This window comes from Manganibacter manganicus (assembly GCF_002075885.1).
GTDB classification, from domain to species: domain Bacteria; phylum Pseudomonadota; class Alphaproteobacteria; order Rhizobiales; family Rhizobiaceae; genus Mesorhizobium; species Mesorhizobium manganicum.
Window position 1 is genome coordinate 1 of sequence record NZ_MDET01000024.1, and the last position, 15,694, is coordinate 15,694.

The window sequence follows — 15,694 nt, forward strand, 5'->3', positions numbered from 1 at the left end:
CGATCGTTGGACAGGATCTGGCATAAATTAAGCTACTCTCTGCACCTGCTGATCGGGTTGGGTTTCGTCTTTTCTCAGCCAATAGACCACGGCGGGCGGTCTGCCGCCAAGGGCTGAATGTGGGCGTTGGTGGTTGTAGAAGGTCATCCATTTCCGGATGCCCGCCCTCGCTTCTGATCCGGTCTCCCAGGCATGCAGGTAGACGCACTCGTATTTCAGGGTCCGCCACAACCTTTCGATGAAGATATTGTCGAGGAACCGACCCTTTCCATCCATCGAGATGCGCACGCCGGTGTGGCGCAGGCGATCGGTCCAGGCGAAAGAGGTGAACTGGCTGCCCTGATCGGTATTCATGATTTCCGGCAGCCCGAACTTGTAGATGGCCTCGTTCAGCGCCTCGACGCAGAAATCGGCCTCCAGCGTGTTCGAGATGCGCCAGGCTAGGACCTTTCGGGTGTGCCAGTCCATGATGGCAACCAGGTAGAGAAACCCGCGCCGCATCGGCACATAAGTGATATCGGCGCACCAGACCTGGTTGGGCCGCTCCACGCGCAGTCCCTTCAGCAGGTAGGGATAGGTCTTGTGCCCCTTCGCCGGTCTGCTGGTAGTGGGTTTCTGGTAGATCGGCATCAATCCCATGAGCCGCATCAGCCGGCGTATCCGCTTCTCGTTCACCAGATGGCCGTCGTTGCGCAAATGCCAGGTCATCTGCCGGACACCGAAAAAGGGCGTTTCCAGGAACTGTTCGTCGATCAGCCGCATGAGGGCCAGGTTCTGCGCGGTCTCCCCCTTCGGGGTGTAATAGAAGGACGAGCGTGAGATCGACAGCAGCTTGCATTGCCGAGTGATCGACAATTCCGGATGATCCGGCTCAACCATGCCGCGCCTCACTTCCCGCCCCAGGGCTTCAGCTTTCTTTCCAAAAAAGAGTTGGCCACCGCCAGCTCCCCGATCTTGGCGTGGAGCTCCTTCACCTGCTCCTCGTCGATCTCGGGCTTTTTCCGGCCATTGCGTTCGAACACACCCGAGGCGCCTTCGAGCAGAGCGCGTTTCCACTGGTGAACCATCGTCGGATGAACTCCGAACCGGCTTGCCAGCTCGGCTGCGGTCTCTTCGCCCTTCAAGGCTTCCAGGGCGACCTTCGCCTTGAACTCAGGCGCGTGCTGCTTGCGTTTCGACATCTCTGATCTCCTTTTCGTCGAAGATCAGCAGACCGCAAATCATAGCTTATGTCAGTGTCCGAATTTCGGGGGGTAGCTCAACGCCCTGAAAAGCGAGAGGCGAAAACCCTATGTCAAGATAACGTTAACCATGCGAGCGCACAGTCGTTGAGGGAAGATGATGGGCTGGTGCTTGCGAGGCGGCCATGCGCGATCTTGTTGACGGCAATGGAGAGATGGAGTTGATGCTCCGGGGCTATGGCCTGACCACGGCGAAGATCCTCTATCACTATCCCGACCATCCGCATTTGTTGCAGACTTTCGTCTGGCAAGATTATGATATCGCGCCGAAATTCCCGGCCCTGGTTTCCTTCATCGAATTCTGGAATGCCAGTCTTGATGGACCGCTGCATTCCGTGAGCTATACCCATCAAAGACTGATTGCCCCCAATGAGTGGCGCAAGGTGGACGGCGAATTTCTTCTTCACTGAGTTCTGCATGATCAGGCCGTCATTTGCAGTGGCCGGAATAGCCGGAAGGTTGCCCGGCTCGGCTGGTGGATTGCAAAGGTTGCACAGGGAGGCTATGGCCATTCCAGAGCTTCCGCCTGCCATTACGGTCGGCGGTTATGGAGGATGCCATGAACAAGAAATTCCTGGCGGGTGTTTCGCTCGCCGCAACCCTTGCCTTCACCTCGGCCGCCTGGGCCGACATCACGATCGGTCTGGTCGCACCGCTCACCGGTCCGGTTGCCGCCTATGGCGATCAAGTCAAGAATGGCGCGGAAGCTGCCGTGGACGCGATCAACAAGAATGGCGGTATTCTGGGCGAAAAGGTCGTACTTAAACTGGCAGACGATGCGGGCGATCCCAAGCAGGGCGTTTCGGCCGCCAATAATCTCGTCGGTGACAGCGTACGTTATGTTGTCGGCCCGGTGACGTCAGGCGTCGCCATGGCGGCCTCCGATGTCTTTGCCGAAAACGGCGTTCTCATGGTGACGCCGACCGCGACCGCGCCCGACCTCACCAACCGCGGCCTGACCAACGTGCTGCGCACCTGTGGCCGCGACGACCAGCAGGCGGAAGTTGCCGCACAATACGTCCTCGATCATCTGAAGGACAAGAAGATTGCCATCATTCACGACAAGGGAACCTACGGCAAAGGCTTGGCTGACGCCTTTAAGGCTGCGCTGAACAAGGGCGGTGTGACCGAGGTGTTATATGAAGGCATTACGCCGGGCGAAAAGGATTATTCCGCAATCGTCGGCCGGTTGAAGAAGGACGGCGCCGAGGTGATCTATTTCGGCGGTTACCATCCCGAAGGCGGCCTGATTGCCCGTCAGTTGGCTGATGGCGGTGTGAAGGCACAGATCATCGGCGGCGAGGGTCTTTCCAACACCGAATACTGGGCGATCGGTCGGCAGGCGGCACAGGGCACGCTGTTCACAAACGCTACCGATGCGCTGAAGAACCCTGATTCTGCCGAGGCCGTAGCAGTCCTAAAAGAAAAGGGCGTTCCGCCGGAAGCATTCACGCTCAATGCCTATGCCGCCGTGCAGGTCATCAAGGCAGGGATTGAACGGGTCGGCAAAGCTGATGATTCTGCCGCTGTCGCCACCGCACTCAAGGATGGGAAGACGGTCCAGACAGCCATCGGCCAACTCACTTATGGCGAGAATGGCGATTTGTCTTCGCCTAGCTTCTCCCTGTTCAAATGGGATGACGGCAAGATCGTCTCGGCTGAGTGAACCTGTTTTAATCTACCGAATTTCAAAGGTCGGGTGCTAGCCCGGCCTTTGTATTTTCACGTTAACCGGTCATAACCAGAGCGACGATGGCGAAGCCCATCATGCTGAAGGCAGCGGCGGCAAGTGGCAGCAGTATCTCGATGCAGGCGTCTCTGGCCGGAACTCGGCCGGACCCGGTATCGAAGTCGCCATCGATCCAGTCATCGAAATCCCGAGTGGCCTTCGGCATCCAGATGTGGTGGTCGTGCCATTGCCGGCCAGCTACGGCTTGCAGCGAAATTGCTACGGTGAAAAACGCAGTTATGACGGCCAACAGATAATCGACGCCGCTCGCATCGGCGAACCCTATCCATGTCCATAGGATGAACCAGATCGCCAAGGCGACCATAATCGAATAGATGCGCGGATGCAGCCCGTTGGAAATGTGGTGGCTGTGGGAAGCGGGATGATAACTCATGACGCCCTCCTTTCATTGATGAAGGGGCGGCCATGTCGGGTCGCTCATGGTACTGATGGAATTAGGTCACACCCCTCGCGTGGCAATGCGCCACCACCACACGGGTGCGTTACCTGTGGCCGAAGATGGCGGAGCCGACACGCACGCTGGTCGCCCCGAAGGCAACCGCAAGTTCATAGTCTCCCGACATGCCCATCGACAATTTCGCGAGGCCGGCCTTCTTGGCGAGTTTGCCAAGCAGGGCGAAATGCGGACCGGGATTTTCATCGGCGGGTGGAATGCACATCAACCCTTCGATGGCGAGGCCGTGAACCTCGCGGCAGCGCTGGACGAACGCAACCGCCTCATTGGGCTGAATGCCAGCCTTCTGCGGTTCGGAGCCGGTGTTGACCTGCACGTAGAGCCGTAATGCGCGGCCCTGTTTTTTCATCTCCCTGGCGAGTTCGCCCGCAATCTTTTCGCGATCGACCGTTTCGATCACATCGAACAGGGCGACGGCATCCTTGGCCTTGTTGGACTGCAACGGACCGATCAGGTGCAATTTCGTGTCCGGAAAATCCGTCTTCAGGTCCGGCCATTTCGCCTGTGCTTCCTGCACGCGGTTCTCACCGAAGACATTTTGACCGGCTTCCAGAACCGGACGGATGGCTTCGGCATCGAAGGTCTTGGAAACAGCGACGAGCGCGACGGAACCGGCGGCGCGCGTGGCTTCGTTTTCTGCGGCGTCGATTTTCGCTTTAACTGCATTAAGTCGCTCGACTACCTCAATCATCGTCCGATTCCGCTGTTTTTGATCGTGGTTGTCGCACCATAGTTGACGGGTTCGTCAAACCATGGTGAACACCCAGACCATGCTTCCTGAACGGCCAGGCTGGAAGGCCGCATTTTCCTATGCTTTTAAGTGAAAAACGTCCTATGGCAACCGAACGATACAATGCGCGAACGTCCGAACCCAAATGGCAGAAGGCCTGGGATGCCGAAAAGCTGTTCGAGACGAAGAATGACGATCCGCGCCCGAAATATTATGTGCTCGAGATGTTTCCCTATCCATCGGGGCGCATCCATATGGGGCATGTGCGCAACTATACGATGGGCGATGTGGTGGCGCGTTTCCGCCGCGCCAATGGCTGCAATGTGTTGCATCCGATGGGATGGGACGCGTTCGGCCTGCCGGCAGAGAACGCCGCGCGTGACAACAAGGTCAATCCACGCGACTGGACCCATGCCAATATCGCCACGATGAAAGGCCAGTTGAAGACAATGGGCCTGTCGCTCGACTGGACGCGCGAAATCGCGACCTGCGACCCCTCCTATTACAGGCACCAGCAAAAGATGTTCCTGGATTTCTGGCAATCCGGGTTGGTTGAGCGCAAGGCTGCCAAGGTCAACTGGGACCCGGTCGACATGACCGTGCTGGCCAACGAACAGGTGATCGACGGACGTGGTTGGCGCTCGGGCGCGCCGGTTGAACAGCGCGATCTGACGCAATGGTTCTTCAAGATCACCTCGATGTCGCAGTCGCTGCTCGATGGACTCGACACACTCGATCGTTGGCCGGAAAAGGTTCGCATCATGCAGCAGAACTGGATCGGCCGCTCGGAAGGGCTTTTACTCCGTTGGGCACTGGCGGAGGACACCGCGCCTGCCGGTGAAAGCGAACTGGAGGTCTATACGACGCGCCCCGATACGATCTTCGGTGCATCCTTCATGGCGGTTGCGGCCGATCATCCGCTGGCCAGAAAGGCAGCGGAAACGAACCCGCGGCTCGCCGCCTTCATTGATGAAGTACGGCATATGGGGACCTCGGTTGCTACTTTGGAAACTGCTGAGAAGCGGGGCTTCGACACCGGCATTCGCGTCATACATCCTTTTGACAAGAATTGGACGCTGCCGGTTTATGTCGCCAATTTCGTGCTGATGGATTATGGCACCGGCGCCATTTTTGGTTGTCCGGGGCACGATCAGCGCGATCTCGATTTCGCCAACAAATACGGCTTGCCGGTTACGCCCGTGGTCAAGCCGGAAGGTGTCGATGCCGCCAATTTCCAGGTCACTGAAGAAGCCTATGGCGACGATGGCACGATGATCAACTCCCGCTTCCTCGACGGAATGACACCTGATGCGGCTTTCAACGATGTGGCAACGCGCCTGGCCGGCGTCATAATCGGTGGCCGGCCACAGGCTGAGCGCAAAGTGCAGTTTCGCCTGCGCGACTGGCTGATTTCGCGCCAGCGCTATTGGGGTTGTCCGATTCCCGTGATCCATTGCGACGATTGTGGCGCTGTGCCGGTGCCCAACGACCAATTGCCGGTGGAACTGCCGGTCGATGTCAGTTTCGACAAGCCAGGCAACCCGCTCGACCATCATCCGACATGGAAGCATACGGCATGCCCGAAATGCGGCAAGCCGGCACGACGCGATACTGACACGATGGACACATTCGTCGATTCGTCATGGTATTTCGCCCGCTTCACGGACCCGTGGAACGCGACGGCGCCCACTACCCTGGCGTATGTGGACGGCAAGAATGGATGGCTGCCCGTCAGCCAGTATATTGGCGGCGTCGAGCACGCGATTCTGCACCTGCTCTATTCGCGTTTCTTTACCCGCGCCATGAAGGCGACAGGCCATGTCAACGCGGTCGAAGAACCGTTCGAGGGCCTGTTCACGCAGGGAATGGTGGTGCATGAAACCTATAAGGGACCGAGCGGCTGGGTGACGCCCGCCGAAGTGAAGATCGAGGAGGTCGACGGCAAGCGAAAGGCCTCTCTGCTTGCCGATGGAACGCCGATCGCCATCGGGCCGATCGAGAAGATGTCGAAATCGAAAAAGAATGTCGTCGATCCCGATGATATTATTGCCAGCTATGGCGCTGACACGGCGCGCTGGTTCATGCTGTCAGATTCGCCGCCCGAGCGCGATGTGATCTGGACCGAAGCCGGCGTGGAAGGAGCTCACCGTTTCGTGCAGCGCATCTGGCGCCTGATCTCGGAAGCTGCATCTTTACTGGAAGGTGTCGAACCGGCCGCTGCTGATGCGGGCGCAGGCGCCACGATCTCGCAGACCGCACACAAGATGCTGAAGGGGGTTGGCGAAGACATAGAGCGGCTCCACTTCAACAAGGGTGTTGCGCGCATCTATGAACTTACCAATGTGCTGTCACCTGCGGTAGCCGAGATTGGCACTGGTGTCGGGGATGCGTCCCACAAGGCGGCGGTACGACAGGCGCTGGAATTCCTGGTTGTCATGATCGGGCCGATGATGCCGCATCTGGCTGAAGAGTGCTGGGCCGCTCTTGGCGGCAAGGGTGGCCTTGTGGCCGCTCAATCATGGCCGATCTTCGATCCGACGCTGGTGATGGATAATGAGTTCACCTATCCGGTGCAGATCAATGGCAAGAAACGCGGCGATTTGACAATTGCTCGCGACGCAGATCAAGCTGCGGTCGAAAAGGCCGCGCTTGGGCTCGACTTCGTTCAGAAGGCGCTCGAAGACAGAGCGCCGCGCAAGGTGATTATCGTTCCGCAAAGGATCGTCAATGTCGTTGCCTAGCACCCCAGCGATGCGCCGCATCGCCTTTTTCGGAATGTTTGTCTCTCTCTCGATGGTTTCGGCCTGCACGGTCAGGCCGCTTTATTCCAATACGCCTCTGTCGCCTGGCTCGACCGTGACGCCGGCCGAGCAACTTGCCTCGATTTCCGTGAAACCTGTAACGACACGCTACGCCCAGCAGGTGCGCAATAATCTTATCTTCGGCCTGACCCGCGGCGCCGGCCAACCGGCCGTATCAGCCTATTCGGTCGATCTTGCCGTCAAAGAGCGGATTGAGACGACACTGGTCAATCAGGCAGGCGAGGATGAGGACCAACCGCGTGCCGGCGCGGTGGTGCTGACTGCCACGTACCGCCTGAGCGATGCCAAGTCCGGCAAGCAGATTTCTACCGGCACACGCTCCATGTCGGCCTCGTTCGACCGGCCGCTGCAGGAATACGCCACCTATCGTGCCCAGATCGATGCCGAAAACCGAGCGGCGCGCGAACTGGCAGAAATCCTGCAACTGTCCCTCGCACAGGATTTGGCACGGCACGGAAGCTGAGTGTCGCATCCGATCGGCCTTCGGGGAGGGTGCCGATGCCTCGACCCGGAAGGCCGTGATTTCCATATCAGGCGATCGTCTGGCCAGTCTTGGCCCAGTCGGCGAGGAATTGTGCAAGGCCCTTGTCGGTCAGCGGATGGTGGACCAGTGCCTTGAGTGTTGCCGGCGGAACGGTCGCCACATCGGAGCCGAGCATGGCAACCTGCTTGACGTGGTTCACGGTGCGAACCGAGGCGGCCAGGATCTCGGTCTTGTAGTCATAGTTGTCGTAGATCGTGCGGATCTCGGAGATCAGTTCAACCCCGTCGATGCCCATGTCGTCGATGCGGCCGATAAACGGCGAGATGAATGTGGCGCCGGCCTTTGCAGCCAAGAGGGCCTGGTTGGCCGAGAAACAAAGCGTGACATTGACCATGTGGCCGTCCGAGCGCAGCGCCCGGCAGGCTTTGAGGCCGTCCCAGGTGAGGGGGACCTTGATTGCAATGTTGTTGGCTATTTTGGCCAGAACCTTGGCCTGGGCCATCATCTCGGGATATTCGGTGGCCGTCACTTCGGCGGAAACCGGACCCTTGACGATCTCGCAAATCTGCCTGGTCACGTCGGCGATCTTGCCGCCGGATTTCATGATCAGCGACGGGTTGGTGGTCACGCCATCGAGCAGCCCGAGATCGTTAAGTTCTTGAATTTCCTTGATGTCGGCGGTATCGACGAAAAATTTCATGGTTCAGACTCCTTGGATAATCGATGCGAGCCTCAGGCGAGGGCACCGTTGCTCTTTGCTCTAGACCAAAGTCGGGGCAAGGTCACGCATGATGGATGAAGATTCGCCCAACAATACCGCTGCGCCAGTGTTGATTCCGATGCCGGCAGAACGCGCCTACACCTATGCGGTTCCACCGGGAATGCGTGTCGTGCCGGGCTCGATCGTCCAGGTGCCGCTGGGGCCGCGGCAGGTGGCCGGCGTCGTCTGGGACGGCGCGGGTGAGCAGATCGCCGCAAAAAAACTCAGACCGATCAATCAGTTGTTCGATTGCCCGCCAATCGATCGCCCGATGCGCCGCTTCATCGACTGGGTGTCGCACTACACGCTTTCGCCTCCCGGCATGGTGGCGCGCATGATGTTGCGTGCGCCTGAAGCATTCGAGCCGGAATGTTGGACTGAAGGGCTACAAAGGACGGCATTGTTGCCTGACCGGATGACGGCGGCGCGCTCGCGCGTCCTCGATGTCGCGGCCGATGGGCTGGCATGGACCCGCTCCGGCCTTGCCCATGCGGCCGGCGTGTCCTCCACCGTCATCGATGGCCTGAAGACGCAGGGTGTGTTCGAAACGGTGATGATCCCGCCGCGCCCGGTGGTGGCCGCACCCGACCCGGCCTATGCCCGCGCCGAGCTTGTCGGCGACCAGAGCGAGGCGGCTGCGTCGCTGCGCGCCAGCGTCGCGAAAGGCGCCTTCGACGTCACGCTTCTCGACGGCGTGACAGGCTCCGGCAAGACGGAAGTCTATTTCGAGGCGGTTGCGGCGGCGCTCGAAAAGAGCAAGCAGGTGCTGATCCTGCTGCCGGAAATCGCGCTCACCCACGCATTTCTCGAACGGTTCCAGGACAGGTTCGGCGCCAAGCCGGCTGAATGGCATTCCGATCTCGCGCCGAAGACCCGCGAGCGTGTCTGGCGGCAAGTCACCGAGGGCACGGTCAGGGTGGTGGCCGGCGCGCGGTCGGCGCTCTTTCTGCCGTTCAAGGAACTCGGCCTGATCGTCGTCGATGAGGAGCACGACCCTGCCTACAAGCAGGAAGATCGCGTTTTCTACAATGCCCGCGACATGGCCGTCGTGCGCGCGCACATCGCCGGCTTTCCGGTGGTGCTTGCCTCCGCCACGCCCTCGGTCGAAAGCCGGGTCAATGCCGATCAGGGCCGTTACAGACGCGCCGTGCTGTCCGGCCGTTTCGCCGAGGCGGCGCTTCCGAGTCTTCGGACCATCGACATGCGGCGCACCCCGCCGTCACGCGGCGGTTTTCTTTCGCCGGTTCTGGTCGGCGCGATGAAGGAGGCGCTGGAAAGGCAGGAGCAATCGCTGCTGTTCCTCAACCGGCGCGGCTATGCACCCCTGACCCTTTGCCGGGTATGCGGGCATCGCTTCGGCTGTCCCGTCTGTTCGTCCTGGCTGGTGGAGCACCGCTTTCGCGGCCAACTCGTCTGCCATCATTGCGGCCATGCCGAGAAGACGCCGGAGGTCTGCCCCGAATGCGGAACTTTCGACCATCTTGTCGCGTGCGGGCCGGGCATCGAGCGCATTGCCGAAGAAGTGGTCGGCCATTTCCCCGATGCTCGCACCATCGTGCTGTCGTCGGACATGATGGGGGGCGTGCGGCGGTTACGGCTGGAACTGGAAGCCATCGCCAAGGGCGAGGCCGATATCGTCATCGGCACGCAGCTTGTCGCCAAGGGCCACAATTTCCCCAACATGACGCTGGTCGGCGTGGTCGACGCCGATCTCGGCCTTGCCAATGGCGACCCGCGCGCGGCCGAACGCACTTTCCAGCTTCTGAGTCAGGTGACCGGCCGGGCCGGGCGCACGGGCAAGAAAAGCCTCGGCCTGCTCCAGACCTACCAGCCCGATCATCCGGTGATGCAGGCAATCGTGTCGGGCGATGCGGAGCGGTTTTACGAACGCGAGATTGCCGAGCGTGAGAGGGCGGGCCTGCCGCCCTTCGGCCGCCTTGCCGGTGTGATCGTCAGCGCCGCCAGCCGCGCGGAGGCGGAAGGCCATGGGCGCGGCTTGCGCCGGTCCGCACCGCAGGTTGCGGATATCCATGTTCTCGGGCCTGCCGAGGCGCCATTGTCGCTGATTGCCGGCCGGTATCGCTTTCGCCTGCTGGTGCAGGGAGAACGGCGGGCCGACATGCAGGGCTTCATCCGGCAGATGCTGAGCGAAGGGCCGAAGCCGCGCGGATCGATACGCGTCCAGGTCGATATCGATCCGCAGAGCTTTTTATAAGCCGGCAGGAAAGCAGCGACGAGCTTGTTTTGCGTGGTTCGAGGCTCCGCTTCGCTGCGCACCTCACCATGAGGGACGTGATGCCTGCTTTCCTTGTTCTGAGGTGTGACCGCCCCGCCCACGGAGCCCGCAGGGCGAAGGTGGACGTGAGTCTCGAAGTACGTACTCGTTTCCGCCTCCCAGGCAGTGCAATCGCATATGCGCGACGGCCCTCATCCTGAGGTGTGAGCCTGAAGGGCGAACCTCGAAGGGCGCACTCGTTCTCCCCCTTGCAGGCAGAGCCAGCCTGCCGCGACTGCCTTGCATAAAACGGGGCTTCGAAACGAACCTTCTATAGCGCTGTCAGGTCGCTCATCAGGCCGGACGCAACCGAAAGGCGCGAAACGGTGATGTCGCCGCCTTCGGTCAATGCCTGCAACCGCGCCTTGATGCGCGCCACATGCTCGCCGCCCGCTTCAAGCCATGCCGCGACGGGCTCGGCAGCGCCGGCGTGGGCCGTCAATGCCGCAACCGCTATGCCGCGCCTGGCCGCGTCGATCGTGTCCGTCGCGCGCGACAGGGCGAGCTGGTCGTAATAATCGGCGGTGCTGATCGCGTGCGCCGCGTCCGCAACGCGAGGGATGCGGAAGGCCTCGCTGACGGCAAAGAACGCCTTGGCCGCCTCGATGATATCGGCATCGGCAAGTTTCGCGGTCAGCGCGATGTCCGGGATCAGCTCGGCGATATCGGCCAGCGCCAATTGCTCGGCGAGTTTTTCCGGCGTGCCGCCCTTGAACAGGCCGTGCCGCCTTTCCTCGATGCGTTGCTGGGTGAAGGCAGGCAGCAGCGTGGTGAGTTTAGGCTCCAGCGCCTTGCGGGCTGCCTGCAAGGCGGCAATCCGTTCGGCAAGTGGCGCCCGGCTGGTATCGTTCTTCAGATACCAGCCGCTGGTGACATAGATCAGGCGGCTGACCGTCTGGTAAAGATCAAGCTGGATCTGTCCATCGATCGCATTGTCGAGCGCGTCGATCTCACGATAAAGCGCCGGCAGGGCGAAACCGTCGCGGATCAGCGCAAAGGTGCGCGCCACGTCGGCGGCGCTGCGTCCGGTCATCTCCCGCAGGCGGTTGACGAAGGACGGGCCGCCGCGATTGACCAGATCGTTGGCGACCACGCGCGCGATGATCTCGCGGCGCAGCCGATGGCCGTGGATCTCGGCGGCGAATTTCTTCGCCATCTGGTCGGGGAAATATCCCATCAGGTCGCGGTCGAAATGCGGATCGTCCGGCATGTCGGAGGCAACGAGATCGGTCAGGAGCACGAGCTTGGCATAGGCCATCAGCACGCCGAGTTCGGCCCGCGTCAGCGGCTCGCCGCGCGTCTGCCTTTCAGCAAGCGCGGCTGGCGAAGGCAGGGTCTCGACCTTGCGGTCGAGCAGGTTCCGCTCCTCCAGCGCCGCCATGAAACGGACCTGATGGACGATGTCGGCCAGGCCTTTCTTGTGCGTCAGCGAAAGCGCCAGCGTCTGCTGGTAGTTGTTGGCGAGCACAAGCCGGCTGACCTCGTCGGTCATCTCGCCGAGCAGCTTGTCGCGGGCCGGTCGTGCGAGCGTTTTCTTGCGCATCGCCGAGGCCAGGGCGATCTTGATATTGACCTCGACATCGGAGCAGTTCACGCCACCCGAATTGTCGATGGCATCGGAATTGCAGGCGCCGCCCTTCAGGCCGAACTCGATGCGGCCGCGCTGGGTGACGCCGAGATTGGCGCCTTCGCCGATCACCTTGGCGCGCACGTCCTCGGCATTGATGCGAATGGCGTCGTTGGCGCGGTCGCCGACGCTCTGGTTGCTTTCGCCCGAGCCCTTCACATAGGTGCCGATGCCGCCGAACCACAAAAGATCGACCGGCGCTTTGAGGATGGCGCTCATGATTTCGGCTGGCGTGGCGGTGGTCTTGTCGATGCCGATCGCAGCGGCCGCAGCAGGGGAGAGGGTGATCGATTTCTGCGAGCGCGAAACGATGATGGCGCCTTCGGACAGCTTTGTGCGGTCGTAGTCCTGCCAGCTTGAACGCGGCAGCGCGAACAGGCGTTTGCGTTCCGCCATCGAGACGGCCGCATCGGGCGCCGGGTCGATGAAGATGTCGCGATGATCGAAGGCGGCGATCAGCCGTGTCGCGTTGGACAGCATCATGCCATTGCCGAACACGTCGCCCGACATGTCGCCGACGCCGACGGCGGTGAACGGCTCCTTCTGGATATCGCGGTTCATCTCGCGGAAATGCCGCTTGACCGCTTCCCAGCCGCCCTTGGCGGTAATGCCCATCTTCTTGTGGTCGTAGCCGGCGGAACCGCCCGAGGCGAAGGCGTCGTCGAGCCAGAAATCGTGCTTCTGGCTGATCGCGTTGGCGGTGTCGGAAAATGTCGCGGTGCCCTTGTCGGCGGCGACGACGAAATAGGGATCGTCCTGATCGTGGCGCACCACGCCTTCAGGCGGCACGACGTGATCGATCTCGATATTGTCGGTAATCGACAGCAGGCTCGACACATAATTGACATAGGCCGCGCGCCCGGCCTCGAACACGGCGTCACGATCGCCGCCCGCCGGCAGGCGCTTGGGGTAGAAACCGCCCTTGGCGCCGACCGGGACGATCACGGCGTTCTTGACCTGCTGTGCCTTGACCAGCCCGAGCACCTCGGTGCGGTAATCCTGGGCGCGGTCGGACCAGCGCAACCCGCCGCGGGCAACAGGGCCGAAGCGCAGATGCACGCCCTCGACCTCGGAACCATAGACGAAGATTTCCCGCCATGGCCTGGGCTCCGGCAGCCCCTCGACATGCTTGGGGTTGAGCTTGATCGCCAGCGATTGTCCGCGTTCCTTTTTGCCGGCAACGAAATGATTGGTCCTGAGCGAAGCTTCGATCAGATTGAGGAAACGGCGGACGATGGCGTCGTCGTCGATATTCGGCACATCTTCCAGCGCGTCCTTGATCTTGGCTTTCAGATGGCGTGCATGGACCGAGCCTTCGCCCTGCGCGTCGGGGCCGAAGCGGGCGACGAACAGATCGTGCAGGCCCTTGGCGATTTCCGGATACCGGTTGAGCGTCGCGGCGATGAACCCCTGGCTTTGCGGGATGCCGGCCTGCTGGAGATAGCGGCCATAGGCGCGCAGCACGAGAATTTCGTTGGCCGACAGGCCGGCGGTCTGGGCAAGGCCGTTATAACCGTCATTGTCGATATCGCCGCGCCACACGGCGAGGAAAAGTTCTTCGAACAGTGCGCCGTCGTCGGCAAGATCGATGGGGCGGTCATAAACGTTCTCGAGTTCCATATCGTGAAGGAAGACCTTGGCCGGTGCTTCGCCGATCTCGAAGGTGCGCTCGCTGATGACGCGGAAGCCGGCATTTTCCAGGATCGGCACGCGCCGTGACAGCGAAACCGGACTGCCATGGTGATAGATCTTCAGCGATGCCTGTCCGGCGCTCTGGCTGGCATCCCGGTAGAAGTCGATGGTAATCGGATTGTCGGCACCGATCCTGCCGATACGCTCGGCATCGACCAGCGCCACGGCGGCGGAAAAGGAATCGCGGTAGCTTTCGGGGAAAAGGGCAGCGACTTGTCTGTGTGCCGGGTCGGTGCCGGTTTCTTCGGCCGCCTCGGCCAGCGCGTCGTGCCATGTACGCACGATATCGCGGATTTCCGCCTCGATTTCCGCCTGCTCGATCTTCGGCGTCTTGCCGCCGGATCGGCCGATGATGAAATGAATGCGGGCCAGGCCGCCTTCCGGAAACGCCGGGTAATAGGCCGAGAGCCGGCCGTCGAACACGGTCTTGAGATAGGTGCCGATTTTCTCCCTGACGACCGAATCGTAGCGGTCGCGCGGCACGAAGACGAGCGCGGAGACGAAGCGGTCGAACTGGTCGACGCGCACCAGCGCGCGCACGCGCGGCCGGTCGATCAGGCCGAGAATGGCCTCGGCATGCTTGCGCAGGATCGGCCCCGGAATCTGGAACAATTCGTCGCGCGGATAGCTTTCCAGCACATTGATCAGCGCCTTGCCGGAATGATCGCCGGGGTTGAAGCCGGACTTGGCGATGACGTTTTCCGCCTTGGAGCGCAAATAGGGGATCTTCATGACCGAGCGCGTATAGGCGGTGGAGGTGAACAGGCCGACGATGCGCAATTCGCCTGAAAGCTCGCCCTTTTCGGTGTAAGTCTTGATGCCGATGTAATCGAGGTAGATGCGCCGGTGGACCACCGACTTGGCGTTGGCCTTGGTGACGATGAGCGCCTCGGGGCCATGCAGGAAGGCGCGGATTTCGGGCGTCGTGGTGACGGCTTCCGTACCGCGCCTGAGCACCAGCACGTCCGGATCTTCCAGGACGCCGAGGCCGGGCCGGTCGTCGCGCTCCAGCGTGCCGCTCTTTTCGCCGCCGCGATATTGGTATTCGCGCATGCCGAGGAAGGTGAAATTGTCGTCGCGCAGCCATTCGAGGAAGGCGATCGCCTCGCTCACATGGTCCTTCGCCAGCGGGATCGGCGCATAGCGGAATTCCGAAATGGCACGGTCGAGGCGCGCCAGCATCGGCTTCCAGTCGCGGACGGCGGCGCGCACCTGCGAAAGAATATGGTGCAGCCTTTCGGCAAGCGCCCGCGCCTGTTCTCCATTGAGGCGTGCGACGTGAACCTGGATCACGCTCAGCCGGTCGCCGGCGTCCGCCTTCGCCACGCTGTCGTCGCCGAGGATTTCCTCGACGCCGGCCTTGCCATGGCGCACGCGGAGCACCGGATGCGTGACCAGAAGCGGCTCGCCGGCGCTCTCGGTGATTTCACCGAGGACCGAATCGAACAGGAACGGCATGTTGTCGTTGACGACGGTGATGACGGTGACGGGCCTGCCGTCGCGCTGCACGCCGGCATCGGCCTCGACGGTGACGACGTTCTTGCCCTTGCGATGGCTGTCAACCGCAGCGCCGGCCAGGGCCGCGGCTCGCTGCAGATCGGCGGCATGGTAGGGGGCGATGTCTTCGGCGGGGGTGCGGGCGAGGAGAAAATCGGCCAATGTGCTTTCGGTTTTCGGCGATCCGCCGGCATTCGACGGATTTTCTTTTTTCGATTTGGCTGCGGATTTAAGATTGCCCATGAGAAGACTGCTCCCTGCCGTCACTTGCATTGATGCATCGTAGCCAGATGGCGTGCAATTTGCGACCGGGGTTTGACGGCACGAAAAGAAAAATAACGATTAGATTTTGAAGGCTTGCG

The 15,694-nt window shown here is 61.2% G+C and carries 10 protein-coding genes; 5 read left to right on the forward strand and 5 right to left on the reverse strand.

Annotated features, from left to right (window positions below; translation table 11 throughout):
- Positions 1 to 27 precede the first annotated feature (27 nt).
- A protein-coding gene (locus tag BFN67_RS15700) for an IS3 family transposase (protein WP_245295242.1) occupies positions 28 to 1,181 on the reverse strand; the annotation gives its coding sequence in 2 pieces (ribosomal slippage) (positions 28 to 929 and positions 929 to 1,181; 1,155 coding nt in all).
- Between the two features lie 185 nt (positions 1,182 to 1,366).
- Here BFN67_RS15700 and BFN67_RS15710 point away from each other — a divergent pair.
- Together BFN67_RS15710 and BFN67_RS15715 are read left to right on the forward strand one after the other, a co-directional pair.
- Positions 1,367 to 1,651: an usg protein gene (locus tag BFN67_RS15710; protein ID WP_080920519.1), complete on the forward strand. Its 285-nt coding sequence runs from the start codon at positions 1,367 to 1,369 to the stop codon at positions 1,649 to 1,651.
- Positions 1,652 to 1,800: 149 nt separating this feature from the next.
- Positions 1,801 to 2,907 (forward strand): branched-chain amino acid ABC transporter substrate-binding protein, encoded by a 1,107-nt coding sequence (locus BFN67_RS15715; protein ID WP_080920547.1) that lies wholly within the window; start codon positions 1,801 to 1,803, stop codon positions 2,905 to 2,907.
- 61 nt (positions 2,908 to 2,968) lie between these two features.
- Here BFN67_RS15715 and BFN67_RS15720 read toward each other — a convergent pair whose 3' ends face one another.
- Positions 2,969 to 3,364 (reverse strand): hypothetical protein, encoded by a 396-nt coding sequence (locus BFN67_RS15720; RefSeq protein ID WP_080920520.1) that lies wholly within the window; start codon positions 3,362 to 3,364, stop codon positions 2,969 to 2,971.
- A 109-nt stretch (positions 3,365 to 3,473) separates the two neighbouring features.
- Positions 3,474 to 4,136, reverse strand: coding sequence for a YggS family pyridoxal phosphate-dependent enzyme (locus BFN67_RS15725; RefSeq protein ID WP_080920521.1), 663 nt, complete (start codon positions 4,134 to 4,136; stop codon positions 3,474 to 3,476).
- 143 nt (positions 4,137 to 4,279) lie between these two features.
- Between BFN67_RS15725 and leuS the strand changes: the two genes are divergently transcribed.
- Positions 4,280 to 6,916, forward strand: coding sequence for a leucine--tRNA ligase (gene leuS / locus BFN67_RS15730; protein WP_080920522.1), 2,637 nt, complete (start codon positions 4,280 to 4,282; stop codon positions 6,914 to 6,916).
- The gene (locus tag BFN67_RS15735; RefSeq protein WP_080920523.1) at positions 6,903 to 7,460 is read left to right on the forward strand and encodes an LPS assembly lipoprotein LptE; all 558 of its coding nucleotides are present in this window, start codon (positions 6,903 to 6,905) and stop codon (positions 7,458 to 7,460) included. Before leuS ends, BFN67_RS15735 begins: the two co-directional genes overlap by 14 nt.
- A 67-nt stretch (positions 7,461 to 7,527) precedes the next feature.
- Here the strand turns inward: BFN67_RS15735 and fsa are convergent, their stop codons facing one another.
- Entirely contained in the window at positions 7,528 to 8,181 is a 654-nt protein-coding gene (fsa, locus tag BFN67_RS15740) for a fructose-6-phosphate aldolase (protein ID WP_080920524.1), read from the reverse strand.
- Positions 8,182 to 8,272: 91 nt separating this feature from the next.
- Between fsa and BFN67_RS15745 the strand changes: the two genes are divergently transcribed.
- Positions 8,273 to 10,456: a primosomal protein N' gene (locus BFN67_RS15745; protein ID WP_080920548.1), complete on the forward strand. Its 2,184-nt coding sequence runs from the start codon at positions 8,273 to 8,275 to the stop codon at positions 10,454 to 10,456.
- A 331-nt stretch (positions 10,457 to 10,787) separates the two neighbouring features.
- On the opposite strand, the gene BFN67_RS15750 is transcribed toward BFN67_RS15745, so the two are convergent.
- Positions 10,788 to 15,575, reverse strand: a complete 4,788-nt coding sequence (locus tag BFN67_RS15750; RefSeq protein ID WP_080920525.1) for an NAD-glutamate dehydrogenase — start codon at positions 15,573 to 15,575, stop codon at positions 10,788 to 10,790.
- Positions 15,576 to 15,694 lie beyond the last annotated feature (119 nt).